General features: G+C 56.3%; 27 protein-coding genes. 7 read left to right on the top strand and 20 right to left on the bottom strand.

Annotated features, from left to right (window positions below; all coding sequences use genetic code 11):
- Window positions 1-43: 43 nt before the first annotated feature.
- The 6 genes from ugpB to IFU29_RS14445 all read right to left on the bottom strand — a co-directional run bounded on the left by ugpB (window position 44) and on the right by IFU29_RS14445 (window position 6,507).
- The gene (gene ugpB, locus IFU29_RS14470; protein WP_191934538.1) at window positions 44-1,360 is read right to left on the bottom strand and encodes a sn-glycerol-3-phosphate ABC transporter substrate-binding protein UgpB; all 1,317 of its coding nucleotides are present in this window, start codon (window positions 1,358-1,360) and stop codon (window positions 44-46) included.
- A gap of 267 nt (window positions 1,361-1,627) precedes the next feature.
- Window positions 1,628-2,341 (bottom strand): high-affinity branched-chain amino acid ABC transporter ATP-binding protein LivF, encoded by a 714-nt coding sequence (livF, locus tag IFU29_RS14465; RefSeq protein WP_191934537.1) that lies wholly within the window; start codon window positions 2,339-2,341, stop codon window positions 1,628-1,630.
- A 1-nt stretch (window position 2,342) separates the two neighbouring features.
- A complete protein-coding gene (gene livG / locus IFU29_RS14460; protein ID WP_191934536.1) occupies window positions 2,343-3,110 on the bottom strand; it encodes a high-affinity branched-chain amino acid ABC transporter ATP-binding protein LivG in 768 nt (255 codons plus the stop codon).
- Window positions 3,107-4,381 carry a high-affinity branched-chain amino acid ABC transporter permease LivM gene (locus IFU29_RS14455; RefSeq protein WP_062747712.1) on the bottom strand — a complete coding sequence of 425 codons (1,275 nt, stop codon included), beginning with the start codon at window positions 4,379-4,381 and terminating at the stop codon, window positions 3,107-3,109. Before IFU29_RS14455 ends, livG begins: the two co-directional genes overlap by 4 nt.
- Window positions 4,378-5,304: a high-affinity branched-chain amino acid ABC transporter permease LivH gene (livH, locus tag IFU29_RS14450; RefSeq protein ID WP_191934535.1), complete on the bottom strand. Its 927-nt coding sequence runs from the start codon at window positions 5,302-5,304 to the stop codon at window positions 4,378-4,380. Before livH ends, IFU29_RS14455 begins: the two co-directional genes overlap by 4 nt.
- Window positions 5,305-5,391: 87 nt before the next feature.
- Window positions 5,392-6,507, bottom strand: a complete 1,116-nt coding sequence (locus IFU29_RS14445; protein WP_062747716.1) for a branched-chain amino acid ABC transporter substrate-binding protein — start codon at window positions 6,505-6,507, stop codon at window positions 5,392-5,394.
- 389 nt (window positions 6,508-6,896) lie between these two features.
- Here IFU29_RS14445 and panM point away from each other — a divergent pair, with 389 nt between their 5' ends.
- Entirely contained in the window at window positions 6,897-7,283 is a 387-nt protein-coding gene (panM, locus tag IFU29_RS14440; RefSeq protein WP_191934534.1) for an aspartate 1-decarboxylase autocleavage activator PanM, read from the top strand.
- Between the two features lie 53 nt (window positions 7,284-7,336).
- Here the strand turns inward: panM and IFU29_RS14435 are convergent, their stop codons facing one another.
- From IFU29_RS14435 to ftsY, 9 genes are all read right to left on the bottom strand, one after another.
- The gene (locus IFU29_RS14435; RefSeq protein WP_191934533.1) at window positions 7,337-7,483 is read right to left on the bottom strand and encodes a hypothetical protein; all 147 of its coding nucleotides are present in this window, start codon (window positions 7,481-7,483) and stop codon (window positions 7,337-7,339) included.
- Window positions 7,483-8,649, bottom strand: a complete 1,167-nt coding sequence (locus tag IFU29_RS14430; RefSeq protein ID WP_198424995.1) for a fatty acid desaturase — start codon at window positions 8,647-8,649, stop codon at window positions 7,483-7,485. The genes IFU29_RS14435 and IFU29_RS14430 overlap by 1 nt, the downstream gene beginning before the upstream one ends.
- Complete coding sequence (locus IFU29_RS14425) at window positions 8,646-8,960, bottom strand: AzlD domain-containing protein (protein WP_118665308.1); 315 nt, start codon at window positions 8,958-8,960, stop codon at window positions 8,646-8,648. The genes IFU29_RS14430 and IFU29_RS14425 overlap by 4 nt, the downstream gene beginning before the upstream one ends.
- A complete protein-coding gene (locus tag IFU29_RS14420) occupies window positions 8,960-9,634 on the bottom strand; it encodes an AzlC family ABC transporter permease (RefSeq protein WP_118665916.1) in 675 nt (224 codons plus the stop codon). Before IFU29_RS14420 ends, IFU29_RS14425 begins: the two co-directional genes overlap by 1 nt.
- 146 nt (window positions 9,635-9,780) lie before the next feature.
- A complete protein-coding gene (locus IFU29_RS14415; RefSeq protein ID WP_191934532.1) occupies window positions 9,781-10,626 on the bottom strand; it encodes an AraC family transcriptional regulator in 846 nt (281 codons plus the stop codon).
- 205 nt (window positions 10,627-10,831) lie between these two features.
- Complete coding sequence (gene rpoH, locus IFU29_RS14410) at window positions 10,832-11,686, bottom strand: RNA polymerase sigma factor RpoH (RefSeq protein WP_191934531.1); 855 nt, start codon at window positions 11,684-11,686, stop codon at window positions 10,832-10,834.
- A 290-nt stretch (window positions 11,687-11,976) separates the two neighbouring features.
- Entirely contained in the window at window positions 11,977-12,972 is a 996-nt protein-coding gene (ftsX, locus tag IFU29_RS14405) for a permease-like cell division protein FtsX (protein ID WP_191934530.1), read from the bottom strand.
- Complete coding sequence (gene ftsE, locus IFU29_RS14400) at window positions 12,962-13,630, bottom strand: cell division ATP-binding protein FtsE (protein ID WP_191934529.1); 669 nt, start codon at window positions 13,628-13,630, stop codon at window positions 12,962-12,964. The genes ftsX and ftsE overlap by 11 nt, the downstream gene beginning before the upstream one ends.
- Before the next feature lie 5 nt (window positions 13,631-13,635).
- Window positions 13,636-15,225, bottom strand: a complete 1,590-nt coding sequence (gene ftsY / locus IFU29_RS14395; RefSeq protein WP_191934528.1) for a signal recognition particle-docking protein FtsY — start codon at window positions 15,223-15,225, stop codon at window positions 13,636-13,638.
- Window positions 15,226-15,400: 175 nt separating this feature from the next.
- Between ftsY and rsmD the strand changes: the two genes are divergently transcribed.
- Window positions 15,401-16,006: a 16S rRNA (guanine(966)-N(2))-methyltransferase gene (gene rsmD / locus IFU29_RS14390; RefSeq protein WP_191934527.1), complete on the top strand. Its 606-nt coding sequence runs from the start codon at window positions 15,401-15,403 to the stop codon at window positions 16,004-16,006.
- The gene (locus IFU29_RS14385) at window positions 15,996-16,265 is read left to right on the top strand and encodes a DUF1145 family protein (protein WP_191934526.1); all 270 of its coding nucleotides are present in this window, start codon (window positions 15,996-15,998) and stop codon (window positions 16,263-16,265) included. Before rsmD ends, IFU29_RS14385 begins: the two co-directional genes overlap by 11 nt.
- A gap of 100 nt (window positions 16,266-16,365) precedes the next feature.
- Here the strand turns inward: IFU29_RS14385 and IFU29_RS14380 are convergent, their stop codons facing one another.
- Window positions 16,366-16,731 carry a DUF2500 domain-containing protein gene (locus IFU29_RS14380; protein ID WP_191934525.1) on the bottom strand — a complete coding sequence of 122 codons (366 nt, stop codon included), beginning with the start codon at window positions 16,729-16,731 and terminating at the stop codon, window positions 16,366-16,368.
- A 142-nt stretch (window positions 16,732-16,873) separates the two neighbouring features.
- Here IFU29_RS14380 and IFU29_RS14375 point away from each other — a divergent pair, with 142 nt between their 5' ends.
- Together IFU29_RS14375 and IFU29_RS14370 are read left to right on the top strand one after the other, a co-directional pair.
- Complete coding sequence (locus tag IFU29_RS14375; RefSeq protein WP_191934524.1) at window positions 16,874-17,500, top strand: lysoplasmalogenase; 627 nt, start codon at window positions 16,874-16,876, stop codon at window positions 17,498-17,500.
- A 92-nt stretch (window positions 17,501-17,592) separates the two neighbouring features.
- Window positions 17,593-19,860 carry a zinc/cadmium/mercury/lead-transporting ATPase gene (locus tag IFU29_RS14370; RefSeq protein ID WP_191934523.1) on the top strand — a complete coding sequence of 756 codons (2,268 nt, stop codon included), beginning with the start codon at window positions 17,593-17,595 and terminating at the stop codon, window positions 19,858-19,860.
- An 84-nt stretch (window positions 19,861-19,944) separates the two neighbouring features.
- Here the strand turns inward: IFU29_RS14370 and tusA are convergent, their stop codons facing one another.
- The gene (gene tusA, locus IFU29_RS14365; RefSeq protein WP_062748262.1) at window positions 19,945-20,190 is read right to left on the bottom strand and encodes a sulfurtransferase TusA; all 246 of its coding nucleotides are present in this window, start codon (window positions 20,188-20,190) and stop codon (window positions 19,945-19,947) included.
- Between the two features lie 206 nt (window positions 20,191-20,396).
- Here tusA and IFU29_RS14360 point away from each other — a divergent pair, with 206 nt between their 5' ends.
- Window positions 20,397-21,062, top strand: a complete 666-nt coding sequence (locus IFU29_RS14360; protein ID WP_191934522.1) for a 7-cyano-7-deazaguanine/7-aminomethyl-7-deazaguanine transporter — start codon at window positions 20,397-20,399, stop codon at window positions 21,060-21,062.
- Between the two features lie 97 nt (window positions 21,063-21,159).
- Window positions 21,160-21,720 carry a DcrB family lipoprotein gene (locus tag IFU29_RS14355; protein WP_062748255.1) on the top strand — a complete coding sequence of 187 codons (561 nt, stop codon included), beginning with the start codon at window positions 21,160-21,162 and terminating at the stop codon, window positions 21,718-21,720.
- 87 nt (window positions 21,721-21,807) lie between these two features.
- On the opposite strand, the gene iolE is transcribed toward IFU29_RS14355, so the two are convergent.
- From iolE to IFU29_RS14340, 3 genes are all read right to left on the bottom strand, one after another.
- Window positions 21,808-22,704 carry a myo-inosose-2 dehydratase gene (gene iolE, locus IFU29_RS14350; protein ID WP_191934521.1) on the bottom strand — a complete coding sequence of 299 codons (897 nt, stop codon included), beginning with the start codon at window positions 22,702-22,704 and terminating at the stop codon, window positions 21,808-21,810.
- Between the two features lie 44 nt (window positions 22,705-22,748).
- The gene (locus IFU29_RS14345) at window positions 22,749-23,633 is read right to left on the bottom strand and encodes a sugar phosphate isomerase/epimerase family protein (protein ID WP_191934520.1); all 885 of its coding nucleotides are present in this window, start codon (window positions 23,631-23,633) and stop codon (window positions 22,749-22,751) included.
- Window positions 23,634-23,728: 95 nt separating this feature from the next.
- Entirely contained in the window at window positions 23,729-24,742 is a 1,014-nt protein-coding gene (locus tag IFU29_RS14340; protein WP_191934519.1) for a Gfo/Idh/MocA family protein, read from the bottom strand.
- Between the last annotated feature and the right edge of the window lie 150 nt (window positions 24,743-24,892).

Below are 24,892 nucleotides of genomic sequence, written 5' to 3'. Positions count from 1 at the left end.
TGGCCGGCCCTGGCGGGCGGGTCAATGACCCGCCCGACACATCCTATCGGGTTTGCTGTTCAAAACGGCGCAGCAGCAGATTGCCACGCTCAACGGCGCTGTCCAGAGCCGCCTGCGGGGTTTTCTTACCGGTCCAGACGCTTTCCAGCTCCTCATCCACTACGGTACGGATTTGAGGCATATTGCCCAGGCGCATCCCTTTGGTGAACGGCAGTGGATCTTTATTCAGCATCTGACGGGTGGCAATGTCAGCGCCGGGGTTCTTGTCGTAGAAGCCCTGCTGTTTGGTCAGCTCATACGCGGCGGTGGTAATCGGCAGATAGCCGGTTTTCTGGTGCCATTCCGCGGCAATTTCTGGTTTGGCCAGGAACTGCATGAATTTAGCCACGCCTTTATAAGTGTCGGCATCTTTGTTCTTCATGACCCACAGGCTGGCACCGCCGATAATGGCGTTCTGAGGGGCATTCGGCACGGTGGGATCGTACGGCATCATACCAACACCGTAGTTAAATTTGGCATGGCTGCGAATATCGGCCAGTGAGCCGGAAGACGCGGTGGTGATGCCGCAGTCGCCGTTATAAAACTTGGCGGTGGACTCGTCTTTACGACCAAAGTAGGTGAAATCACCCTTCTTATTCATCTCTTCCAGCAGGGCAATATGGCGCACCTGCACCGGCTTATTGAATTCCAGCACCGCATCAGTGCCGTCGAAGCCATTGTTTTTCGTGGCGACCGGCAGACCGTGCCAGGCGCTGAAGTTTTCAATCTGGATCCAGCCCTGCCAGCCGCTGGCGTAACCACAGGTCATGCCTGCTTTACGCAGGGCTGCAGAGTATTTCGCCAGATCCTGCCAGGTTTTTGGCGGCTGCTCAGGGTCAAGACCGGCTTTTTTGAAGGCGTCTTTGTTGTAGTACAGTACCGGGGTGGAGCTGTTGAACGGCTGGGAGATTAGCTGACCGTTGGCGTCACTGTAGTAGCCTGCCACTGCCGGAACAAACTGCTTAGGATCCATCGGGATCCCCGCGTTTTTAAACACTTCGTTGACCGGGACAATCGCCTTCGAGGACATCATGGTCGCCGTACCCACTTCGTACACCTGTAAAATCGCGGGTGCTTTACCCGAGCGGATCGCCGCAATACCGGCAGACATGCTCTGCTCGTAGTTACCTTTATAGGTCGGGACGATTTTATAGTCAGGGTTTTCAGCATTAAAGCGGGTGGCCAGCGAGTTAACTTCCTCGCCCAGCGCGCCTTCCATTGAGTGCCAGAACGGGATCTCAGTGGCGGCCAGTGCGCTGGCGCTGAAGGTCAGACCCAGTACCACGCTAATTGCGGTGTGACGAAATGCGAATGATGACATGTCGGTTTCCTGTACCCGGTATTGTAAAGCGCGATATCGCGCATTCTGTTATTCGGGAGGTAACATGACACGCGAAAATGACAGAAAAATAACGGGTTTATGACAGAAGGGTGACAGCAAGGTGACGGCGGAGGGAGGTGAGTTCGTGGCAGGCGTTGATACAGGTGTGGCTAAAAAATAACCAGAGTGAAGGGCCAGCCAAAAAACGGGACGGCCCGGGTCAGGTTGTTGCAGGGGCGGCCCCTCTTTTGCGGGCCGCCCACACGATTAACCGCCTAAATACGCGCTGCGTACCGCTTCATTGGCTAACAGCGCGGCACCGGTATCCTCCAGCACCACATGACCGTTTTCGAGCACGTAGCCCCGGTCGGCCAGCTTCAGCGCCTGGTTGGCATTCTGCTCGACGAGGAAAATCGTCATGCCTTCCTGACGCAGCTGCTCAATGGTGTCGAAGATCTGCTGGATAATGATCGGTGCCAGCCCCAGCGACGGCTCGTCCAGCAGCAGCAGGCGCGGCTGGCTCATCAGCGCACGACCAATGGCCAGCATCTGCTGCTCACCGCCCGACATCGTGCCTGCACGCTGCACCCGGCGCTCATAGAGGCGCGGGAACAGCTCGTAGACACGTTTGATACGCTGCTGGTACTGCTGGCGTTCGGCAAAGAAGCCGCCCATCGCCAGGTTCTCATCCACCGTCATACGTGAGAAGACGCGGCGGCCTTCCGGCACAATCGCTATCGCCTCGCGCATAATGCGTGCCGTCTGCCAGTCGGTGATGTCTTTACCGTCGAAGGTAATCGATCCCTCCGTGGCGCGCGGCTCTCCGCACAGGGTGCCGAGAATGGTGGTTTTACCCGCGCCGTTTGCCCCGATCAGGGTCACAATTTCCCCCTGATTGATATGCAGACTGACGTTGTGCAGCGCCTGGATTTTGCCGTAGTGCGTGCTGATATTATTCAGGGAAAGCATTGCCTGACTCATATTATGCTTCTCCCAGGTAAGCGCGGATCACGTCCGGGTTGTTACGGATCTCGTCCGGCGTGCCGTTAGCCAGCGGCGTTCCCTGGTTAACCACGTAAATACGATCGGAAATACCCATGACCAGTTTCATATCATGTTCAATCAGCAGGACCGAGACGTTGTGCTGGTTGCGCAGTTCGGCAATCAGTTCATCCAGCTCGTGCGTTTCTTTCGGGTTCAGGCCCGCCGCCGGTTCATCCAGCATCAGGATCTCCGGCCGCGTCACCATACAGCGGGCGATCTCCAGGCGGCGTTGCTGACCGTAGGCGAGGTTTCCGGCCTGACGGTTGGCCAGCGCCAGCAGTCCAACGCGATCCAACCAGGTGGCGGCCCTGTCCAGCGCTTCGCTTTCTGCCTTACGGAAGGCCGGGGTTTTTAACAGGCCAGAAAACACGCCGCTTTTCAGGTGCTGATGCTGGGCGACCAGCAGATTTTCAATGACCGTCATTTCACGGAACAGGCGCACGTGCTGAAAGGTTCGCACAATGCCCATGCGGGCAATTTTCTGGCCCGGCAGCCCCGCCAGCTGCTTATCACCCAGCTGAATGGAGCCGCCAGTCGGGCGATAGAACCCCGTCAGGCAATTAAACACCGTGGTCTTTCCGGCCCCGTTGGGGCCGATAAGCGAAACAATTTCCTGCGGGCGCAGTTCCAGTTCCACGTTGTTGACGGCCAGCAGGCCGCCAAAACGCATCATCAGGCCATTGACGGCTAACAGAGGCTGAGTCATGCCTGCTCTCCTTTTTCCGCACTTTTTAACTTCAGATGCGGGCGTTTCATCGGCAGCAGACCCTGCGGACGCCAGATCATCATCAACACCATCAGACCGCCGAGCACCAGCATGCTGTATTCGTTAAGATCGCGCATCAGCTCGCGCGACACCACCAGCAGGATAGCCGCGAGGATAACCGCGAACTGCGATCCCATCCCGCCCAGCACGACGATCGCCAGCACAAAGGCTGATTCGGCAAAGGTGAAGGATTCCGGGCTGACAAAGCCCTGGCGTGCAGCGAACAGGCAACCGGCGAAACCGGCGAAGGCGGCACTGATGGTAAACGCCGTCAGCTTGATGCGCGTCGGGCTGAGTCCCAGCGAACGGCAGGCAATCTCATCCTCACGCAGCGCTTCCCACGCACGGCCCAGCGGCATCCGCAACAGCCGGTTAATCACAAACAGCGTGATCACCACCAGCAGCAGCGCCACCAGATACAGGAAGATAATACGGTCGCTGGGATCGTACTTGAGTCCAAAGAAGTTATGGAAGGTATCCCAGCCGCCATCGCGTGCGCTGCGGTTAAATTCCAGACCAAAGAGTGAAGGTTTCGGGATCTGGCTGATACCGTTTGGCCCACCGGTGATCTCGGTGTTATTAAGCAGCAGGATACGCACGATCTCACCGAAGCCGAGGGTCACAATCGCCAGGTAGTCACCGCGCAGACGCAGCACCGGGAAACCCAGCAGCAGACCAAACGCGGCCGCCACCATGCCGGCCAGCGGCAGGCTCTGCCAGAAACCGAGGCCGTAGTAGTGATTCAGCAGGGCAAAGGTGTAAGCGCCGATGGCATAAAAACCGCCGTAGCCGAGTACCAGCAGGCCGGACAGGCCGACCACCACGTTCAGGCCCAGGCCCAGCATCACGTAGATCAAGGTCAGGGTGGCGATATCCACCGTGCCACGGGATACCAGAAACGGCCAAACCGCCGCCGCCACAATCAGCGCCAGCAGGAACAGTTTCTGTTTCGGTGTCGAGCCGTCAATCCCGGGCAGAACCAGCGACGGGCCGGAGACTTTTTTCAGGCTGCTCTGCACCAGCGGGCGCAGCAGCTGGAACAGAAATACCACGCCGCATCCCAGTGCAATCCAGTTCCAGCGCACCTCACCGGCGTTATTCACCACCAGTTTTGTGCCGTCAAGATCCAGACGCATCCCCATAAAGAATGCGGCCAGGATCAGCAGCATCAGCGACGAGATCACCGCATTCAGCAGGTTGAGCTTTTTCATACTTTCTCAACCTCCGGGCGACCGAGAATACCGGTAGGCATCACCAGCAGCACCACAATCAGCAGGGCAAATGACACCACATCTTTGTATTCCGTGCTGAGATAGGCAGAGGTCAGGGCCTCGGCAATCCCGAGAATCAAACCGCCGATCATCGCGCCTGGAATACTGCCAATCCCCCCCAGCACCGCGGCGGTAAAGGCTTTCATTCCGGCCATAAAGCCAATATAAGGGCTGATCACGCCGTAGAACTGGCCGAGCAGCACACCGGCCACCGCCGCCATCACCGCACCGATTACAAAGGTCAGGGAGATCACCCGGTCAGTGTTAATGCCCAACAGGCTGGCCATCTTTAAATCTTCCGCACAGGCACGACAGGCACGGCCCATACGTGAATAGCGGATGAATATCGTCAGCGCCAGCATGGCAAGGAAGGTCACGCCCCAGATCACCATCTGCATGGTGGAAATGGTGGCGGCGAAGCCATTGCTTTCACCCAGCGTCCACTGCCCGGTCACCAGGCTTGGCAGCGCAAGGTCGCGCGAGCCCTGGGTCAGGCTGACGTAGTTTTGCAGGAAAATTGACATCCCGATCGCGGAGATCAGGGCAATCAGACGTTTGGAAGAGCGTACCGGCCTGTAGGCCACGCGCTCAATGCTCCAGCCGTAGCAGGAAGCGATTACCACAGCGACCACAAAGCCGCTGCCGATCAACAGCCAGCTGGCATCAATCCCCATCATCATCAGCGCAGCAATCACGATAAACGAGACATAGCTGCCGATCATATACACTTCGCCGTGGGCGAAGTTAATCATACCGATAATGCCGTAGACCATGGTGTAACCAATGGCGATCAGCGCATAGGTGCTGCCCAACGTCACACCGTTGAACATTTGCTGCAGAAAATAGAGAAACTGCTCGGACATACCTGAATACCTTACGAATACACCCACACTGAAAACATCAACGCCTGGCAAAGATCACCAGGCGTTAATGTCCAAAACTCGCCTGGTTTATTTAACAGCAGTGGAAGAACCGTCTGCGTGCCATTTAAATACGCCAAACTCGAAGCCTTTCAGATCGCCCTTCTGATCCCAGCTCAGGTCGCCCATCACGGTTGGCACTGCTGCGCCTTCCTTCAGGTTTTTCACAATCTCTTCCGGCTCTGCACTTTTGCTGCGCTCCATACCGGTAGCCAGTGACTGCAGGGCGGCGTAGGTGGTCCAGACAAACGGGCCGGTCGCATCTTCTTTTTTGGCTTTCAGCGCATCAACGATGGCTTTGTTGGCTGGAACCTGGTCATAGCGTTTTGGCAGGGTAACCAGCATCCCTTCGGAGGCGGCACCGGCGATATTAGACAGAGAAGCGTTACCCACGCCTTCCGGCCCCATAAACTGGGTCTTCAGACCGGCTGCCCGCGCCTGACGCAGGATCTGACCCATTTCCGGGTGATACCCGCCAAAATAGACGAAGTCGACGTTATCTTTCTTCAGACGCGCCACCAGCGTGGAGAAGTCTTTATCGCCGGCGGTGACGCCTTCAAACAGCACAACGTTGCCGCCGCTTTTTTTCAGGCTTTCCTGAACGGAGCGTGCCAGACCTTCGCCGTACTGCTGCTTGTCATGAACCACGGCAATACGCTGCGGTTTCACTTCATTAAGGATATATTTTGCCGCCGTTGGGCCCTGGTCAGAGTCCAGGCCGGTGGTGCGCATAATCAGCTTGTAGCCGCGAGACGTCAGATCGGGTGCGGTAGCGGCCGGGGTGATCATCAGCACGCCTTCATCTTCATAGATATCTGAAGCGGGCTGGGTTGAAGAGGAGCACAGGTGGCCGATGACATAACGGATGCCGTCATTAATCACTTTGTTGGCAACGGCGACGGCCTGTTTCGGATCGCAGACATCGTCATATTTCACCGCGACCAGTTTGTCGCCGTTGACGCCGCCTTTAGCATTGATATCAGCAATCGCCTGCTGCGCGCCGGTCCACTGCATGTCGCCATACTGCGCCACCGGGCCCGACATGGCACCAACAATGGCTACCTTGATATCTTTCGCCATTGCTGCGTGGCTCATCGCCAGGGCTACGCAGCCCGCCAGAAACGCACTTCCTTTACTCATTTTCATCCGAACTACCCCATCTGTTGTGGTTGCTACTTATTATTTGCCGTGGAATCAGCGATAAACGCTTAACTAAGAACGAGTTAGAATGATTACCGGCATTTTTTTTGAATAAGGCTTTAAATTTCAGGTTATTAAACAGGAATATTCTGCTGTAAATCAACTGACATATTCAGTAAATAGCGGGGCAGACAGGACAAACAACTAACATGAACGGTGCCAAAATAGCCAGATTTCCAGGAGTTTGTGCTGGATTAATGATACATCGACTATGGATTACTCGGCATACCGTTCACTCCCCCCACACATCGCCTCGTTTTTTCACAGGAAAACTAACACGTCATAGTATGGTCAACTTCGCTACAATATGCCTTTCTCATGACCGGGTTATTCCGATGAAACTGACTATCATCCGCCTGCAACAGTTGTCACAGCAGGATCGCAGCGATATAAAAAAAATCTGGCCGCAGGCTGATGTTGAGGCTCTTGCCGCGCAGCTGGATGCGCAGCACCGGCTGTACGCGGCGCGCTTTAACGACCGGCTGCTGGCGGCGGTCCAGGTCGGGATCACCGCTCAGAAGGGACGGTTGTCACAGCTGGAAGTCCGCGAGGTGACCCGCAGGCGCGGGGTGGGCCTGTATCTGCTGGAAGAAACGCTGGCACAAAACCCGGAGGTCACACAGTGGTCGATGGATAATGACGGCAGTGCGCAACCGGAAGTAATCGCTGCATTTATGCAATCGGCAGGATTCACCCGGCAGAAAGGCGAATGGCGAAAATAAAAAAGGGCCCTGAAAGGGCCCAAAGCACATCAACACCAGGGAAATACGAGGGTTTATTCCCGGTCAGGCGTTTCCGCCTGTTTTTCAGACACAAACTCTTTATCTGCTGACGCCTGTGGCGGGTGCAGTTCAGCAAATCGACGAAGATCCTCCGCGGCCATTTCTGCCCAGAGTGGGTAGTGCAAGCGTTGTGTATTCATTAATTAAGCCGGTACGCCAGATTTTCGGTTTTAACCGCGTCCATGGCGCTCAGCTGGCTAAATACATAACGCAGCGCATGCTGAATGCCCCAGATGTCGATATAGTCATTTTTACCCTCAGCCTCCAGCTTAAGCCGGTGTTTCTCTCGTAGTCGGGCGTAGTCATACCACTGGCGTACGCTGCCGAAACGGTGATGCCAGTCATGACAGACCAGCGAACCCTGAACGATAAGCATCCGGCATGGCAGATGGAAAAACAGATGTATCAACGCCCAGCGCACCCACTCAGCGCTACAGCGCAGGGAGAGTTCTGGCGGGCAGGCGCTGCCGCAAAATCGTCCCAGACAATTTTTAATGTGACTGTCACGTACGCTTTCACCCTGCTGGCGTAAGCACCAGGTATGCTCGGTCAGAAGGTGCAGTAATGAGGCCATCTGATAAACCACGACAAAGGGAATCAATACGTTCAGCAGAAAGAACGCGGCCCCCAATTTCACCGCCAGACAGACGAGCACGCCCCACCAGCACAGTGACATTGCCTGCCGCCAGAGTGGCAGATCAATCAGGTTGGACTTCATCCTGCCCAACAGAAACTTCAGGTGAAATACCGGACTGAACAGCGTGAGTAACAGATTAAGATAGAGCTGTCTGACGGTTTTTCCCGGTTTAAACCCCAGCTGATAAATCGCTGCCAGGTCGCGATCCTCAAATGTCGAGAAGGCGGATCCGTGATGTTCATAAACATGAAACTGACGGTAAGATTCGTAGGGCTGAACGATGAAGATCGTTGATAAGATTTCGCAGAGGATCTTATTCGCACGCTGGCTTTTAAACAGATGCCCATGTACACCATGATGGATAATGGTGGCCACCACATACCGGGCCCCGGAAGCAGCAAATAAGACTCCAGTCAGATAAAGAGCCAGCCTGAGCGGCAGCGACATGCTGCCAAACCAGGCCAGTGATGTCATTAAACAGCCGACGAGTACCCAGGCCAGCGACCAGCAGACCATTTCCAGCGAATGGGAGTGCCACAGCGGCTGGCGTCCCTCCAGCTCCTTACCCGTCAGCCAGGTCCAGATGCCCTGGAAAGGCAGGATAAGGTAGGTGTCGCGCAGGTTTTCCGCAGGGACTGGCTGAGTCAAATTCCGTTTTTTTGGTTTCATTTAGCGATCCAGCAAAATAAGTAAAAGACTGTCATACACAGCAAAACCGACAGAACCATCTGTCGAACAAAAAACGCAATAACAACGCCCGCGACTGCCCCATATAAATAAGGATTCGAGGTCAATTCACGTAACTCATCATGATCCAGCAGAATAATGGGCCCACATATTGCTGTGAGCAGGCAGGGAGCAGAATATTTTAATGCCTCACGGATCAGCGAGGGCAAGCGGACCGGAACAGCGGGCTCAAGAAAGAGATAGCGATTAAAAAACACCACGGCAGCCAGCGTCAGTAACAGTATCCAGGACATCAGGCTGCCCTCGTTAAGCGGGAAACGACCACGGATAAAAACATCCCGCTCAGTCCGGCAATGACCGTTGCCCCCTCGATGTGGAACAGACTGAGTACCATCGACAGCAGCAGGGAAGCCACAACACCGCACAACACGCTGAGGTTTTTAATCATCGGCACCACAATGGTGATAAAGGTGGCCACGATTGAAAAGTCCAGATGATAGGACTGCAAATCAGGCACCGCAGAGGCCATAAAAATGCCCATCAGGCTGAAGAGATTCCAGCTGAGATAAAAGGTCAGCCCGGCACCGATTAAGTATCCTGGCGTGGCAGCCCTCTTCTCCTTGTTCGCGCTACTCAGGGCAAACAGCTCGTCAGTCAATAAAAAGCCAATGGGCAGACGATAGCGAGCCTGTAACACGGAGACGGTTTCGCGCAGCGTCAGACCATAAAGGAAGTGCTGGGAGGTAATAAAGAATACGGAAATGATCATCGCAGGAATGCTGGCACCCGACAGCAGTAAACCCAGCGTGACCAGCTGCGCTGCACCGGCAAAGAGAATGGCCGACATCCCGATACTTTGCGGTAGGGTCAGTCCCGCCTGCACCGCCATCGATCCCGCCAGTATTCCCCAGGGAACGACGGAAAGGCACAGCGGTAGCATGTTAACGACGCCGGTAAAAAAACCCATCCCGGACTGTGCATTCGTCTCAGCAAATGGCACGCCTGTCGACTTCTCCATATTCCGCACTCAGCCCCCTGCAAACCTGTGCAGGCAGAATAGGGGCTGTCTGAGTAGAAATATTGCACAAAATTGCTGGGGGGATCCCGCTCACATCAGCAGGCGGAACGTAATGAACGGATAAATTCGCCGGGCGTGACCCCCATCGAATTTTTGAAATGACGCGTGAAATGACTCTGATCGGAAAAGCCGCAGCGGGCAGCAACAGCGATGATTGTCACACCCTGCAGCAACATTTCACGGGCCTTTCGCAGCCTGGCCTGCACCAGCCAGGCGTGCGGTGTCATCCCCACCGTCTGTTTAAACTGACGTAGAAAATGCCACGGACTGAGCTGTACCACATCAGAAAGCTGTTTCAGCGACCAGTTTTTTTCCGGGTAGCTCATCATCAGGTCCCTGACCTGAAGGATCATCGACCTCGAGCAGGGCAGCGCGGCGGGCGTAATGGGCGTGCGGCTATAGCGTATGATCAGCCAGGAGATAGCCGTAAGTAGGAGGGACTCTTTTAGCAGGCTGTTGCCCTCAACGGGCAACATGTTAAACACCAGCTGTAGCTGAGCGGACAAACCGGGATCGTGAACCACCGCCTGGGGAAACCACGGGATGATGCCATTCTCATGCTTCAGGTCGCGGGTGAGCTGGCGCAGCAGTTCAGGGGCGGGATAAATGGCCCGGTATGCCCAGCCATTCTCAACTTCGGCACATCCCGTATGCACTTCATCGGCATTCACCAGAATAATATCGCCCGCAGGCGCGACGTGTTCCCCGCCGCTGCGCCAGAACCGTTGTGCGCCCTCTTCAATGACACCAATGCAAAAGGTTTCATGCACATGCCGGGGAAAACGCTGACGGTAATATCTGGCTTCAAGCATATCCAGACCGTCAAATTCATCCAGATGGTGCATGGTCGCCTGCTCTTTTGGCATTTTCTCGCCGTCCATACGCGACTACTCCCTTAACGCCGGAACCATATCCCTCAGCCAGCCTGGAACAAAATTGCGGACAGATGAAAATTATTTATGTTTTTTTATTCTACGTAGCGCCGTTATATAAAGCCAGCATGACGGGAGAGGGCACAAATAAAAACACCGCCCGGAGGGCGGTGTTTTTAACATTCTGCACGGGTTAGTGCAGAGAAGGGGCGGTTCAGGCTTCGATAGCCAGACGCAGTTTTTTCATCGCGTTCTTTTCAAGCTGGCGCACACGCTCTGCGGACACGCCATACTGATCGGCCAGTTCCTGCAGGGTGGTTTTGTTGTCGTCATCCAGCCAGCGGGCACGGATGATATGCTGGCTACGCTCGTCAAGACCCTGCATCGCATCACTCAGCTTCTCAGCAGCGTGATCGTCCCAGTTATCTTCCTCAATGCCGTTAGCAAAGTCAGAAGATTTATCCTGCAGATAGAGCATCGGGGCCATGGAACGGCCTTCGCCTTCGTCGTCCGGCGTCGGATCAAAAGTCATATCCTGCGCTGCCATACGCGATTCCATTTCCAGCACGTCTTTGCTGCTGACCCCTAACTCGCGGGCCACCATTTCGACCTCATCCTGATTAAACCAGCCTAAACGCTGCTTGGTTTTACGCAGGTTAAAGAACAGCTTACGCTGAGCTTTCGTGGTGGCGACTTTCACAATACGCCAGTTACGCAGGACGTATTCATGAATTTCCGCTTTGATCCAGTGGACGGCAAAGGAGACCAGACGCACGCCCACTTCCGGATTAAAACGACGCACGGCTTTCATCAGGCCGATGTTACCTTCCTGGATCAGGTCCGCCTGCGGCAGCCCATAGCCGGAGTAGTTACGAGCGACATGAACGACAAAGCGCAGGTGAGACAGGATCAGCGTTTTAGCTGCTTCCAGATCGCCCTGGTAATGCAGCTGTTCAGCCAACGCTTTTTCCTCTTCTGCCGTCAGCATAGGCCAGGCATTAGCTGCCCGGATATATGCGTCCAGGTTGCCTAAAGGAGCAATAGCTAAAGTTTGCATTTCTTTGGTCATTCAAACCCTCTCTGTTTAATCATCGCAACAGCGCCAGTCCCTGACGCGCCGACTACACTACGCGAATTGTTCGCAAAAATCGAAAGCAATCTGTGCGAAGCGTTATGCCCGTCTCTGCTGACTCAGACCATAAAGTTATCCACAAGTTCAACTCAGGCAGTGGATATTTTGCACACAGTGTGCGTGGCAGGAACCAGCGTCGCAGGGGGAAGTGACAGAATGATGAACTTCCTCTGCGGCAAACTTTCACGCAGCAGAGGAAGATTATATCAAAAAAACGTGTGAAGGGGTTACTGAGGCGTAAAACGACGTAAATGTTGAACGGTCGCCAGCCAGGCGGCAATCCAGCCAATCATCGCGGCAATCAGCAGCAGCAGCAGGCTTTCATCCCACGCCAGGCCATGCAGCCCAAAGGTCGTACCGAACACCGATGCCACCTGGGTGACCACCGATTCAAGTCGCATGACCAGCACTTCTGACAGCACCAGCGACAGCAGTGCGCCGCTAAAGCCTAACAGCGCCCCGCCGTATAAAAACGGCCGCAGGATAAAGCCGTCGGTCGCGCCAATCAGCTTCTGCACGTTGATGGTGTCACGACGGGCGAAAATGCTCAGGCGCACGCTGTTACCAATCACCAGGAACACCGCCACAATCATCAGAATGCCGATCATCGCCGCCACCTGGCCGACCAGTCCGGTCAGCGCCGCGAGGCGGGCAAACCAGCTGTCATCCATCTTCACTTCATCAATCCCCTGCACTTTCGATACACGATCGCGCAGGCTATCCATGGTGCCGGAATTCTGGAAATTGAGCTTGGGCGTGATGATCGCCACAGCAGGCAGCGGGTTCTGCTCCAGCATATCCATTGCGCCGCCGAAGCCAGACCAGTTACGGAACTCGCCCAGCGCCTCTTCACGCGTCAGATAGTTAACTTTGTCGACGCCCTCTTCTTTTTTCAGCTGGGCCACGACATTTTCAGCGGCATCATCATCCAGCGTTTTACTGAGGTAGACGGTCAACTGCGGAGCCGGATACCATTGATCTGCCGCCTGACTGACGTTTTTCCACACCATATAACATACGCTTGGCAGGGTCAGAGAGATGGCAATCACCATCACTGTCAGCAGCGTCGCCAGCGGCTGACGCCACATCTCGGACAGCGAACCATGCATGGCATAACGCCACTGCTCCTGCCAGCCGCCCTTCAGCGCTTTACGCTTTGACGGCTGCTTCTGTTTCACCGTTTTTGCCGCCGCTGCCGGGCGTGAATTACGTTTATTGACCACGATGACCTCCGTGCAAACGTCCCTGGCTCAGCGTCATCAGTCGGTAATTGCGACTGCCGATCAGCCCCATATCATGCGTTGCCATCAGCACGGTCACGCCGACGCGGTTGAACTCTTCAAACAGACGCAAAATGTCTGCCGACAGCGCTTCGTCCAGGTTCCCGGTGGGCTCATCCGCCAGCAGCACCGCCGGTTTATTTACCACGGCACGGGCAATACCCACGCGCTGCTGTTCACCGCCCGAAAGCTGAATAGGAAAATTTTTCGCTTTGTCGAGCAGGCCAACCTTGTCCAGAGCCGCCGACACGCGACGGCGAATATCTTCCCCGCTGGCCCCGGCGATGATCAGCGGGATCGCCACATTGTCGTACACGGTGCGATCCATCAGCAGGTGGTGATCCTGAAAGATCATACCAATCTGACGGCGCAGAAACGGGACTTCACGGCTTTTCAGACGGCTAATATCGTGCCCGCCAAACCAGATCTGCCCGGCGCTCGGGCGCTCAATGCCACAGATCAGCTTCAGCAAAGTACTTTTCCCCGCCCCGGAATGTCCGGTCAGAAACGCCATTTCGCCGGGTTGCAGATGAAAATCAACCCCCTGCAGCGCTTGCCGACCGCCGAGATAAGCCTTACTGACTTCTTCAAAGCGAATCATCCTAATTAGTCCTCTCGGGCAAAAAGTGCCTCTATAAAATCGTCAGCCTTAAACGATCGTAAATCTTCAATGCCTTCGCCAACGCCGATATAGCGAATAGGAATGTTGAACTGATCCGCTACCGAGAAGATCACCCCCCCTTTTGCCGTGCCATCCAGCTTGGTCAGGGTGATCCCGGTCAGGCCAACGGCCTCATGAAACAGTTTAGTCTGGCTGATCGCATTCTGGCCGGTGCTGGCATCAATGGTCAGCATCACCTCATGCGGCGCCTGGTCGTCGAGCTTTTTCATCACACGCGTGATTTTTTTCAGCTCTTCCATCAGGTGCGATTTGTTCTGCAGGCGTCCGGCCGTATCCGCAATTAACACGTCAACGTGGCGCGCTTTCGCGGCCTGGATGGCGTCAAAGATCACCGAGGCAGAATCCGCACCGGTATGCTGCGCCACTACAGGAATGTTGTTGCGTTCACCCCACACCTGAAGCTGCTCAACGGCGGCGGCACGGAAGGTATCACCCGCCGCCAGCATCACGGACTTCCCTTCCGCCTGGAACTGGCGGGCCAGCTTACCAATGGTGGTGGTTTTCCCCACGCCATTGACGCCGACCATCAGGATAACAAAGGGGGTTTTACCGCTGACATCCAGAGGCGCTTCCACGGTAGCCAGAATACCGGCCATCTCCGTTTTCAGCATGCCGTAAAGCGCTTCGGCGTCGCGCAGTTCCTTGCGGCTGGCCTGTGCGGTGAGACTGGCGATAATCCGGCGCGTAGTCTCCACCCCGACGTCCGCAATCAGCAGCTGTTCTTCCAGCTCTTCAAACAGATCGTCATCAATTTTCTTGCCGCGGAACAGGCCGATAAATCCGGAACCGAGATTCTGACGGGTTTTGACCAGACTGCGCTTCAGGCGGGCAAAGAAACCTTCTTTCGTCGGGCGCTCCTGCTCTGCTACCTGCTGCGGCACTTCCGCTTCCGCGCGGGCGGCGGCTTCGGCTTCAGCACGGGCAGCGGCTTCAGCTTCCGCGCGGGCAGCGGCTTCAGCTTCCGCGCGGGCAGCGGCTTCAGCTTCCGCGCGGGCAGCGGCTTCAGCTTCCGCACGGGCAGCGGCTTCAGCTTCCGCACGGGCAGCGGCTTCAGCTTCCGCACGGGCAGCGGCTTCAGCTTCCGCGCGGGCAGCGGCTTCGGCCTCTGCACGGGCAGCTGCTTCAGCTTCCGCGCGGGCGGCGGCTTCAGCTTCAGCACGGGCAACGGCTTCAGCCTCTGCACGGACAGCGGCTTCGGCTTCGGCGCGGGCGGTGGCTTCAGCTTCGGCGCGGGCAGCGACTTCAGCTTCGGCGCGGGCGGTGGCTTCAGCTTCCGCGCGGGCGGCGGCTTCAGCTTCCGCGCGGGCAGCGGCTTCAGCTTCCGCGCGGGCAGCGGCTTCGGCCTCTGCACGGTCAACGGCGTCCGCCTCCGCTGGGGCGGCAGGAGGTGCCTCTGCCGGCGAATCGACAGCAGGCTGTGGTGGTAACGTTTCTTTTACCTCTTCCTGTGGTGTCTGTTCTTCACGCCCCAGACCAAGCCAGGAAAAAAAGCCACGTTTTTTGTTCTTTGCCATGGTGCAACCACACTCCTCGCGGGAAAAACCGTTACGGTTCCGGTACGAAAATTAATCTGTTAATTAATCTCTTAGTCTAACACTTTCTGCAGAGCGCATCACAGCACCCTTTTTACGTTTCCTCCGCCCGGTTAGCCCGTTAAACTATGCAACAAATTATTAAGAGTTCAGCAAGATGAATAAGAAACCCCGCAGCGGCGCAGCCGGGCAAATACGTATTATTGGCGGTCAGTGGCGTGGACGTAAACTGCCGGTTCCGGACAGCGCGGGCCTGCGCCCGACCACCGATCGCGTACGCGAAACGTTATTTAACTGGCTGGCCGCGGATATACAGCAGGCAAAATGCCTCGACTGTTACGCCGGCAGTGGCGCACTCGGTCTGGAAGCCCTGTCCCGTCACGCGGGCAGCGCCACCCTGCTTGAGCTGGAGCGCCCGGTGGCGCAGCAACTTGAGAAAAACCTCGCCACCCTCGGGGCAAAGAGCGGACGCGTGGTGAACACCAACACGCTGCAGTTTCTGGCACAGAAGGGCGATGAACATCAGCTGGTCTTTATCGACCCGCCGTTCCGTAAAGGGCTGCTGGAGCAGACCGTAGAGCTGCTTGAGCATAACGGCTGGCTGAGTGACGGTGCGTTAGTGTATGTTGAAAGCGAAGTCGAGCACGGCCTGCCGCCCGTCCCGGTCAACTGGCAGCTCCATCGCGAAAAGATTGCCGGACAGGTGGCCTATCGACTCTACGTCCGTCACCGCCATACCAGGGAGATTTCCGATGCTGATTAATGCAGGCCGCGTGCTGATGCTGTTTGTCTGGGCCTTTTTACTGCTTAACGTTGTTCACCCGTTCCCGAAACCCCTGACCTATTTCGTCAACGTTGCGCTGTTTTTCATGGTGATCATGCACGGGCTGCAGCTGGTGCTGATGCGCACCACCCAGCCGAAAGGTGCAGAGAAACTCAGCGGTGTGATGCAGGCAAAGGTATTTTTCTTCGGCGTGTTTGAACTGCTGGCCTGGCAAAAAAAGAATTTTCCTAAGCAATAAGCGGACATCCTGGTCTGGGTGGCAACAAGACGATACGGACCGGGAAAGCAGAGCATACAGAGGGACACAACGCCCTTTCTGGCGATCTTTTCCCACCGTATCAACAGGACGCAGTGGGACTGGCCGCAAATGAGATAAAGCGGGTCCCTTTCACCTTCAGTTCACCTTTACTCCCCTTATCCATCTGGTGGTAGTCTCCGGCATTCAGCACCAGCTTAAAATCGCCCGCACCGTTTAACGGACGAAACCAGGCCTCGTAGCGCATCTCTTCCACCGGGATGTGTTCACGCTGGCGTGAACGGCGGTTCGGGGCCGGATATTCGCGTTTCGATTTCACCTCCACGGCCAGGGTGCGCAGCGGTGAGGCATCATTAACCGCTGCCTCGCGTCGCTGCCGGATAAACTGGCGGGTAGCCAGAACAGCAATGATGGCCAGTACGATAAAAAAGATCTGAGGGGGCTGCATTTCTTCTCCCTGCGGAAATAAAAACGGACAGTGTGCATCGTGTGCGCATCAGGATACAACCGGAGCCCTCTCATTGTCACATCCACCGTGCTTCACCTAAACTGATTGGGAGTTGCGGAGTTTTTAATCTAAGGATAACAATATGATTTGGTCTTTCCTTGCGGTTCTTTTTTCAGGCTGGCTGTATGTTGATGCCTCCTATCGCGGCCCACAGTGGCAGCGCTGGGTCTTTAAACCCGTCACCATGCTGCTGCTGCTGGCCTGGGCCTGGCAGGCTCCGGTGCTGAAAACCACGGACTATCTGATCCTGCTTGGCGTGCTGGCCACACTGGTCGGGGATGCCCTCACCCTGCTGCCCACCAAACGTATGCTGTACGCCATTGGGGCATTCTTCCTTTCCCACCTGCTGTACACGCTCTATTTCGCCAGCCAGATGACGCTGAGCTTCTTCTGGCCCATTCCGCTGGCGCTGCTGATTATTGGTGGACTGGTGGCAGCGACCGTCTGGAGCCGACTGGAAGAGCTACGCTGGCCGATCTGCACCTTTTTCGGCGTTACGCTGCTGATGGTCTGGCTGGGTATGGAACAGTATTTCATGCTACCTACCGACGATACCTTTACCCTGATGGCCGGGTCCGTCCTGCTGCTGCTGGGAAATATTGTCTGGCTGGTCAGCCATTATCGCCGCCGTTTCAGCGCCGACCGCGCCGTGATCGCCGCCTGCTACTTTGCCGGCCACTTTATGATCGTGCGCTCCTTATGGTTATAAGCTGAACTGACGCTTGACTCTGGAGTCCACTCCAGAGTGTAAGATAGGTATCGACGGGCAGTGTTGCCCGCCGATACCGGTCAGGAGGCGTTATGCAACAGCACTCTTCATGTGGTTGTGGTCACCACCACGCCAGCACTCAGCACGGATGCAGCACCCGCCCGCGTCCAGTGATCCAGAAAATCACCCCCGCCAGCCCAACTGGCACCGCATCACCCTGCTGTGAAGATACGGCCTGCCATTCGGGAGACGACCCCGATGATGAGGGCGACAGGCCCTCGGGCGATGTTCGATTTACCTGGCAGGTGAAGGGAATGGACTGCCCGGCCTGCGCGCGCAAGGTCGAAACCGCAATAAAACAGCTGCCGGAAATCGTTCAGGCCCGCGTGGCATTCGCCAGCGAAAAACTGCTGGTCGATGCCCGCAGCGATGTTCGTGATGCCGTTGAACAGGCCGTGTCGCAGGCCGGGTTCAAGCTACAGCGCAGTGATGTCGCCGCACCGCCAGCCGTTGAAAAAAGCCTCTGGCAGGAAAACCTCAGCCTGATCGTACTCACACTGATGATGGCAGTGAGCTGGCTGCTGGAAAGTATTGATCATCCGGCGGGCCAGATCGCTTTTATCGCCACCACGCTATTTGGCGTCTGGCCGATTGGCCGCAGCGCCCTGCGCCTGATGCGCAGCGGGTCGCCGTTCAGCATTGAAACCCTGATGACCGTAGCTGCGGTCGGTGCCCTGTTTATCGGTGCCACTGCCGAGGCGGCAATGGTGCTGCTGCTGTTTATGCTCGGGGAGCGGCTGGAATCGTTTGCCGCCGGTCGCGCGCGCAAAGGGGTGACGGCGCTGATGGCGCTGAAACCCGATACTGCTGTTCGCCTGCGGGCGGGGCAGCGGGAAAATGTCGCGGTCAGCGATTTACGCCCCGGCGACGTGATTGAAGTGGCCGCCGGTGCCCGCCTGCCAGCGGATGCGAAGCTGCTGAGCCGCTTCGCCAGCTTTGATGAAAGTGCGCTGACCGGGGAATCGGTGCCGGTGGAACGCCAGCAGAATGAAACCATCGCCGCCGGCTGTCTGAGCGTTGACCGCCTGGTCCAGTTGGAGGTGATGTCAGAGCCGGGTAAAAGTGCCATCGATCGTATTCTGCACCTGATTGAAGAAGCCGAAGAGCGGCGTGCGCCCATTGAACGCTTCCTTGACCGTTTCAGCCGCATCTACACACCGATAATTATCGTGCTGGCGCTGGGGGTGGTACTGGTGCCACCGCTGCTGCTGGGGGCCGCATGGCAGCCCTGGATCTATAAGGGATTAACGCTGCTGCTGATTGGCTGCCCGTGTGCGCTGGTTATTTCCACCCCGGCGGCGATCACCTCCGGACTGGCCGCGGCGGCACGCCGTGGTGCGCTGATCAAAGGCGGCGCGGCGCTGGAAAGTTTGGGCAGCGTACGCACGATGGCCTTTGATAAAACCGGTACGCTGACCGAGGGGAAACCGCAGGTCACCGCTATCCTGCCGCTGGCCACCCTGGACGAAAATCAGCTGCTGGCTACCGCCGCCGCCATTGAACAGGGATCGTCCCATCCGCTGGCGCAGGCTATCACGGCGGCCGCAGCGCAGCGTCAGCTGACGCTGCCGCAGGCGACTGCCCTGCGTGCCCTGGCGGGAAGCGGGGTTGAAGCGGAAGTCAATGGACGCTTACTGACCATCAGCTCACCGGCCAGACTGCCGGACGGGATGCTGACCGCAGAGCGGGGCCGCACAGAGGCGCTGGAAAACGCGGGCAATACGGTGGTGGTGTTACACGACGGCCAGCAGATGCTGGGGCTTATCGCCCTGCGTGATACGCTGCGTGCCGATGCCAGGGCGGCGCTGGATGAAATCAGGGCACTGGGTATTCATGCGGTGATGCTGACCGGAGACAACCCGCGAGCGGCGGCAGCGATTGCCGGTGAGCTGGATATCGATTACCGCGCGGGCCTGCTACCAGAGGACAAAGTCACGGCCATCAGCCTGCTTAATCAGCAGCAGCCGGTGGCGATGGTCGGGGATGGCATTAACGATGCGCCCGCTATGAAGGCCGCCACCGTCGGTATTGCGATGGGCAGCGGCAGCGATGTCGCTCTGGAAACCGCCGATGCCGCGCTGACGCACAACCGGCTCAATGGTCTGGCCGCGATGATCCGCCTGTCACGCGCCACCCACGCGAATATTCGCCAGAACGTCGCACTGGCGCTGGGGCTGAAGGGTATCTTCCTGGTCACCACGCTGATGGGCATCACCGGGCTCTGGCTGGCAGTGCTGGCGGATTCGGGCGCAACGGCGTTAGTGACAGCGAACGCCCTGCGGTTACTGCGTAAGAAATAGCAGGATGTCCTTTTCACCCTACTGCACGGGCTGACCTTCTTTTTGGGTCAGCCCGCCATGGGATGACCGGACATGTGTCGCCCGCTACACCCCTTTCTTCAGTAAGAACTGATAGGGCAGGGCGTCAGTATGTTGGGCCACCAGCGTATGTTCCATAAAACGGCAAAAACCGGGGATATCACGCGTCGTCGCCGGGTCATCGGCGATAATCAACAGGGTTTCTCCCTCCTGCATATGGCGCACGGTTTTGCGCACCATCATCACGGGTTCAGGACAGCGCAGGCCTAGCGCATCAAGGGTCCGGTCGGGATTCGCGAAGAGATCGCTCATGAGATTCTCAATTATTCGATAAAGGTCAGCGCCTATTTTAACGCCGGCCATGGTGCGTGCAAGGATTGCGTTTCACGATAACGTTTGCGTTAAAATTAACCATTGCAATAGCAGGGCAACGCGGTAATATGCCGCGAATTCGCCTGCGCGAAACACAGATACATGTTCATGGGTTCCCTCACCCCAATCTAAAAAGGCTTACAACGATGATTGCTTTTTCAACGCGTCAGCGCACCCATGCGCTGGTCTGGCTGTCCCTGTTCCATCTGCTGGTGATCACCTCCAGTAATTATCTGGTGCAGCTGCCCGTGGCTATTTTTGGCCTGCACACCACCTGGGGTGCCTTCAGCTTCCCGTTTATCTTCCTGGCCACTGACCTGACGGTACGTATTTTTGGCGCTCCGCTGGCCCGGCGTATTATTCTCGCGGTGATGGTCCCGGCCCTGTTTATCTCCTATGCCATCTCGGCCCTGTTTTATCAGGGTGAATGGCAGGGATTTGCGGCGCTGGAAGAGATGAACCTGTTTGTCGCCCGCATCGCCTGCGCCAGCTTTATGGCCTACGCGCTCGGTCAGATCCTCGACATTCACGTTTTTAACCGCCTGCGTCAGAAAGCCGCGTGGTGGATGGCTCCGGCAGCCGCCATGTTTCTCGGTAATATCAGCGATACGCTGGCCTTCTTCTTTATCGCCTTCTACAAGAGCCCGGACCTGTTTATGGCCACCCACTGGGTCGAGATTGCGATGGTAGACTACTGCTTCAAAGTGCTTATCTGCATGGTGTTCTTCCTGCCTGCCTATGGCGTCCTGCTGAATGCCGCCCTGAAGCGCCTGGCAGAAAAATCGCACGGCGTGAAAGTCAACTTCGGCTAGTGTGCTATCGGTAACCGTTGTTAAGTTGCTTTTAGGCGCTGAATACGATTGTATTGAAGGCCTGAATTCTACGCGACCAATGTGAAAAGGGACCCTGATGCGTAACTTACTGAAATATGCCGGAATCGCTGTACTGGTAGCCGGCCTGGCTGCCTGTGATGGTAAGAAAGATGAAAAGGCCGCAGCCGATGACAATGGCGTCAGCAGCAGCCAGTCAAATCAGAATGTCACCCTGATGGATGGCAAGCTGAGTTTTACCCTGCCGGCAGGCATGTCTGATAAGAGCGGTAAGCTTGGTACCCAGGCGAACAATATGCACGTCTATGCCGATGAATCAGGCCAGAAGGCGATCATCGTGATTGACGGCGAAAGTACTGACGAAGGTCTGGACGTCCTGGCCGGTCGCCTGGAAGCCCAACAGCGCAACCGTGACCCACAGCTGCAGGTCGTGACCAACAAATCCATTACGGTGAAGGGCAAGCAGCTCCAGCAGCTGGATACCGTGATCTCAGCCAACAACCAGTCATCCTGGTCTTCCGTGGTGCTGGGTAAAAGTGACGGTAAACTTCTGACGCTGCAAATCACTCTGCCTGCGGACAATCAGCAGCAGGCGCAGACCGAAGCCGAAAGCATTATCAGCACCATCGAACTCAAATAACACTATCGCCTGACGTGACACGGGCCGATCGATAAACCGATCGGCCCGTGCGTAAAGGCAAACCTCTGTTGCTGTCCGCCCTGGCGGTTACAGACCGGCGTGTTCGCGAATGTACTTGCGTGCTTTTACTGCATATTCAAACGGGTTCGCCAGCGCCGGGTCCTGCTCTGCTTCCACCACCATCCAGCCTTTATAGCCGAAGTCGTCGAGGATTTTGAACACCGGATCGAAATCAATCACGCCGTCGCCCGGTACGGTAAAGGTGCCCTTTTTCACGCCATCCAGGAAGGACAGTTTCTGGCTCTTCACCTGTGCCACTACCTCATCGCGCACGTCTTTCAGATGCACGTGGTTGATACGCGGCAGATACTTCGTCAGGATGGCCAGCATGGCTTCCTGCGTCCCTTCAGAATAGTAAGCGTGGCCGGTATCAAACAGCAGGTAGACATCTTCATTGGTTTCGGCCATAAAACGATCCACCTCGGCGGTGGTTTGAATGCCCGTGCCCATATGGTGATGCAGACCGACGGTCATGCCCTTCTCCGCCGCCAGTTTCGCCAGCTCGTTGTACCCTTCTGCGGTCAGACGCCACTGTTCATCAGTAAAGTGTGGCTTCTCTTCCAGTACGGCTTTGGTCGTCCCCTGGATGCTCAGGCTCTGCTCTGAACAGCCAATCACTTTCGCCCCCATCGCGTGCAGGAAATCACGATGGTTAATGAATTCATCAATGGTTTTGGCTTTATCGCCGTTGGCAAAGAAGGTGCTGAACCAGGCATTGACGATTTCAATGCCCCGGATATCGAGCATCGGCTTCAGGATCGCCGGGTCGCGCGGGTACTTGCTGCCTACTTCACTGCCGGTAAAACCCGCCAGCGCCATTTCACTGACGATCTGCTGGAAGGTATTCTCTTTGCCAAGTTCCGGCATGTCATCGTTGGTCCAGCCAATCGGCGCAATCGCCAGTCTGACGTTATCTTTGTTCATGGTGTTGCCTCAGGGGTTCACCGGGCGGCACTCGCCGCCCTGCATTATTTTCTCAGCAGTTCACGTTCGATCAGTTCGCGCGTTTCGACTGCCTGACGGTTCATTTTTTCCGGGTAGCCAAACAGTGACGAGGCAATAATCGACTCGCCGCCAACTTTGAAGGTGCGGTTAGCAAAGTCCATATCGCGCAGCGTCTGGAACAGCGTCTGAAAATCGACCTCTCCTTCGCCCACGCCTACATGCTGGTGGATCGTCGCATCCACGCCCGGCGGGTTGACAATATAGCGGCAGTGTTTGGTGTGGTTCATGGTGTCGGCAATCAGGACGTGCGACAGATCGATGCCGGAATACTCCAGCATGCTTTTCACATCCCCCTTTCCTTTGTCGTAAAAGAAGGTATGCGGCACGCTGTAAAGATACTTGACGTTCTCGCTGCGGAACGATTTCACCATGTCGGCGGTTTCGTTGCTCTCTTCGCAGAAATCCCACGGATGGGACTGGATTTCGATGCGGATGCCTTCGCGTTCAACGATCGGCAGCAGTTCTTCCATCGACCGGTAGAACATCTCTTCACAGATTTCAGGCTCGTTCGGATTACCGGAAAGCTCGGTATTGATTACCTGTACGCCGGTTTCCACGGCGATCTCAATCATTCGTTTCCAGTTTCTGACAGCGGCCTGACGGCGCGCTTCATCCGGACCGGACCAGCGGTACACCACGATAAATGAGGAGATCTCCAGCCCGGTCTCACGCAGCGCGTTTTTGTACTCGGTAATGATCTCGCGACTGGCTTTAGGATGCTTATAGAACGGGTTGATCTGTGGATGCGGGGACTGTTCGATATATTTGTAGCCCCAGTCAGCCACCTGGTGAACCATTTTTGTGATGCCCATATCCCGGATGACATCAACATCAAAGGCAATTTTCATCAGACTCTCCGTGAATAAATCAGTACGCTGTTTTGCGGTGATCCCCCGCCGTGATGACGGGGGGTTGAGCGCGCCCGCTGCAGACGCCCAAAAATTTATTTAGCGTAGAAGGCGGGACGCTCTGGCAGTTCCACCGGCTCAATCGCACCGCTCTCCTGCGCTTTCAGACAGGCATCGGCAGCCACAGAGGCAGCATAGCCGTCCCAGGCGGATGGCCCGGTCAGTGTGCCAGCGGTGGCATCGTTGATAAACGCCTGCAGTTCCACGTCGTAGGCATCGATGAAGCGATCTTTCCAGTCGGTCAGGATTGACGTCGACAGCTTGGCGTCTTTACGCATCTGCACGGCTGAAGGCTCTGGCAGTTTAGCGATGCCCTCTTCACCCACCACTTCACACTGAATGTCGTAACCGTAGGCACAGTTAACGAAGATCTCAACGTCGATGCGGATGCCCTTACGGGTTTCAAACAGCACCACCTGCGGGTCGCGCAGTTTGCTGTGCGTTTTCGAGGTAGAGCGTGGGAACACCACCTGCACCGATTTGTAATCATCTTCGGTCAGCCAGCGCAGCACATCCAGTTCGTGGATCAGTGTGTTGGTGATGGCCATATCGGTGGTGTAGCTCTCTGGTACCGTCGGGTTACGGTGCGCACAGTGCAGCATCAGCGGCTCGCCGATTTCCCCTTTGGTGATCACGTCTTTCAGCGCACGATAGCCGCTGTCGTACGGGCGCATAAAGCCTACCTGCACCAGACGCTTGCCGAATTTGATTTCGGCATCCACCACGCGGCGGCAGCCTTCCGCACTCATCGCCAGCGGTTTTTCACAGAAAACCGGCTTGCCTGCGGCGATGGCCGCCAGGGTGAACTCTTCGTGCGTCGGATCCCAGGAGGTGACCAGCACGGCGTCCACGTTCGGTGACGTCACCACATCGTGGCCGTTAGCAAACACCTCGGCGTCAATACCGATACGCGCCAGCGCAGCTTTGGCACCGTCCACGTTGATATCAGAGACGGCAACCACCTGCGCACCCTGCAGCACTTTGCTGCAACGACGAATATGTTCCTGGCCGATGGCGCCCGTTCCGATTACACCTAATTTTAAAGTCATAACAGGTCCTTACATGTAGGGGGATAAGAGCGGGCGAAATAAAAATGCCCGTTAAATAAACAACAAATGTTTATACCCAAAATAATTCTCGCTGCAGGAAGGCGGCAAGCCTGCGAATCCCCAGGAGCATAGATAACTATGTGACTGGGG

The sequence above is a fragment of the Erwinia persicina genome (assembly GCF_014838825.1).
In the GTDB taxonomy this organism is placed as follows: domain Bacteria; phylum Pseudomonadota; class Gammaproteobacteria; order Enterobacterales; family Enterobacteriaceae; genus Erwinia; species Erwinia persicina_A.
The sequence above is the reverse complement of the archived record's forward strand: the minus strand, read 5'-3'. Positions and strand labels throughout refer to the sequence as shown.

What these genes read in the sequence shown, in the direction of transcription:
- IFU29_RS14415 (WP_191934532.1), bottom strand. Translation starts at nt 10,626, where the DNA reads ATGGACGGCGAGAAAATGCCAAAAGAGCAGGCGACCATGCACCATCTG.
- livH (WP_191934535.1), bottom strand. Translation starts at nt 5,304, where the DNA reads ATGTCCGAGCAGTTTCTCTATTTTCTGCAGCAAATGTTCAACGGTGTG.
- IFU29_RS14445 (WP_062747716.1), bottom strand. Translation starts at nt 6,507, where the DNA reads ATGAAAATGAGTAAAGGAAGTGCGTTTCTGGCGGGCTGCGTAGCCCTG.
- iolE (WP_191934521.1), bottom strand. Translation starts at nt 22,704, where the DNA reads ATGAACAAAGATAACGTCAGACTGGCGATTGCGCCGATTGGCTGGACC.
- livG (WP_191934536.1), bottom strand. Translation starts at nt 3,110, where the DNA reads ATGACTCAGCCTCTGTTAGCCGTCAATGGCCTGATGATGCGTTTTGGC.
- IFU29_RS14420 (WP_118665916.1), bottom strand. Translation starts at nt 9,634, where the DNA reads ATGGGTTTTTTTACCGGCGTCGTTAACATGCTACCGCTGTGCCTTTCC.
- IFU29_RS14355 (WP_062748255.1), top strand. Translation starts at nt 21,160, where the DNA reads ATGCGTAACTTACTGAAATATGCCGGAATCGCTGTACTGGTAGCCGGC.
- IFU29_RS14430 (WP_198424995.1), bottom strand. Translation starts at nt 8,649, where the DNA reads ATGAAACCAAAAAAACGGAATTTGACTCAGCCAGTCCCTGCGGAAAAC.
- ftsE (WP_191934529.1), bottom strand. Translation starts at nt 13,630, where the DNA reads ATGATTCGCTTTGAAGAAGTCAGTAAGGCTTATCTCGGCGGTCGGCAA.
- IFU29_RS14375 (WP_191934524.1), top strand. Translation starts at nt 16,874, where the DNA reads ATGATTTGGTCTTTCCTTGCGGTTCTTTTTTCAGGCTGGCTGTATGTT.
- IFU29_RS14380 (WP_191934525.1), bottom strand. Translation starts at nt 16,731, where the DNA reads ATGCAGCCCCCTCAGATCTTTTTTATCGTACTGGCCATCATTGCTGTT.
- livF (WP_191934537.1), bottom strand. Translation starts at nt 2,341, where the DNA reads ATGAGTCAGGCAATGCTTTCCCTGAATAATATCAGCACGCACTACGGC.
- panM (WP_191934534.1), top strand. Translation starts at nt 6,897, where the DNA reads ATGAAACTGACTATCATCCGCCTGCAACAGTTGTCACAGCAGGATCGC.
- IFU29_RS14385 (WP_191934526.1), top strand. Translation starts at nt 15,996, where the DNA reads ATGCTGATTAATGCAGGCCGCGTGCTGATGCTGTTTGTCTGGGCCTTT.
- rpoH (WP_191934531.1), bottom strand. Translation starts at nt 11,686, where the DNA reads ATGACCAAAGAAATGCAAACTTTAGCTATTGCTCCTTTAGGCAACCTG.
- IFU29_RS14370 (WP_191934523.1), top strand. Translation starts at nt 17,593, where the DNA reads ATGCAACAGCACTCTTCATGTGGTTGTGGTCACCACCACGCCAGCACT.
- IFU29_RS14360 (WP_191934522.1), top strand. Translation starts at nt 20,397, where the DNA reads ATGATTGCTTTTTCAACGCGTCAGCGCACCCATGCGCTGGTCTGGCTG.
- rsmD (WP_191934527.1), top strand. Translation starts at nt 15,401, where the DNA reads ATGAATAAGAAACCCCGCAGCGGCGCAGCCGGGCAAATACGTATTATT.
- ftsY (WP_191934528.1), bottom strand. Translation starts at nt 15,225, where the DNA reads ATGGCAAAGAACAAAAAACGTGGCTTTTTTTCCTGGCTTGGTCTGGGG.
- IFU29_RS14425 (WP_118665308.1), bottom strand. Translation starts at nt 8,960, where the DNA reads ATGTCCTGGATACTGTTACTGACGCTGGCTGCCGTGGTGTTTTTTAAT.
- IFU29_RS14435 (WP_191934533.1), bottom strand. Translation starts at nt 7,483, where the DNA reads ATGAATACACAACGCTTGCACTACCCACTCTGGGCAGAAATGGCCGCG.
- ugpB (WP_191934538.1), bottom strand. Translation starts at nt 1,360, where the DNA reads ATGTCATCATTCGCATTTCGTCACACCGCAATTAGCGTGGTACTGGGT.
- tusA (WP_062748262.1), bottom strand. Translation starts at nt 20,190, where the DNA reads ATGAGCGATCTCTTCGCGAATCCCGACCGGACCCTTGATGCGCTAGGC.
- IFU29_RS14340 (WP_191934519.1), bottom strand. Translation starts at nt 24,742, where the DNA reads ATGACTTTAAAATTAGGTGTAATCGGAACGGGCGCCATCGGCCAGGAA.
- IFU29_RS14345 (WP_191934520.1), bottom strand. Translation starts at nt 23,633, where the DNA reads ATGAAAATTGCCTTTGATGTTGATGTCATCCGGGATATGGGCATCACA.
- IFU29_RS14455 (WP_062747712.1), bottom strand. Translation starts at nt 4,381, where the DNA reads ATGAAAAAGCTCAACCTGCTGAATGCGGTGATCTCGTCGCTGATGCTG.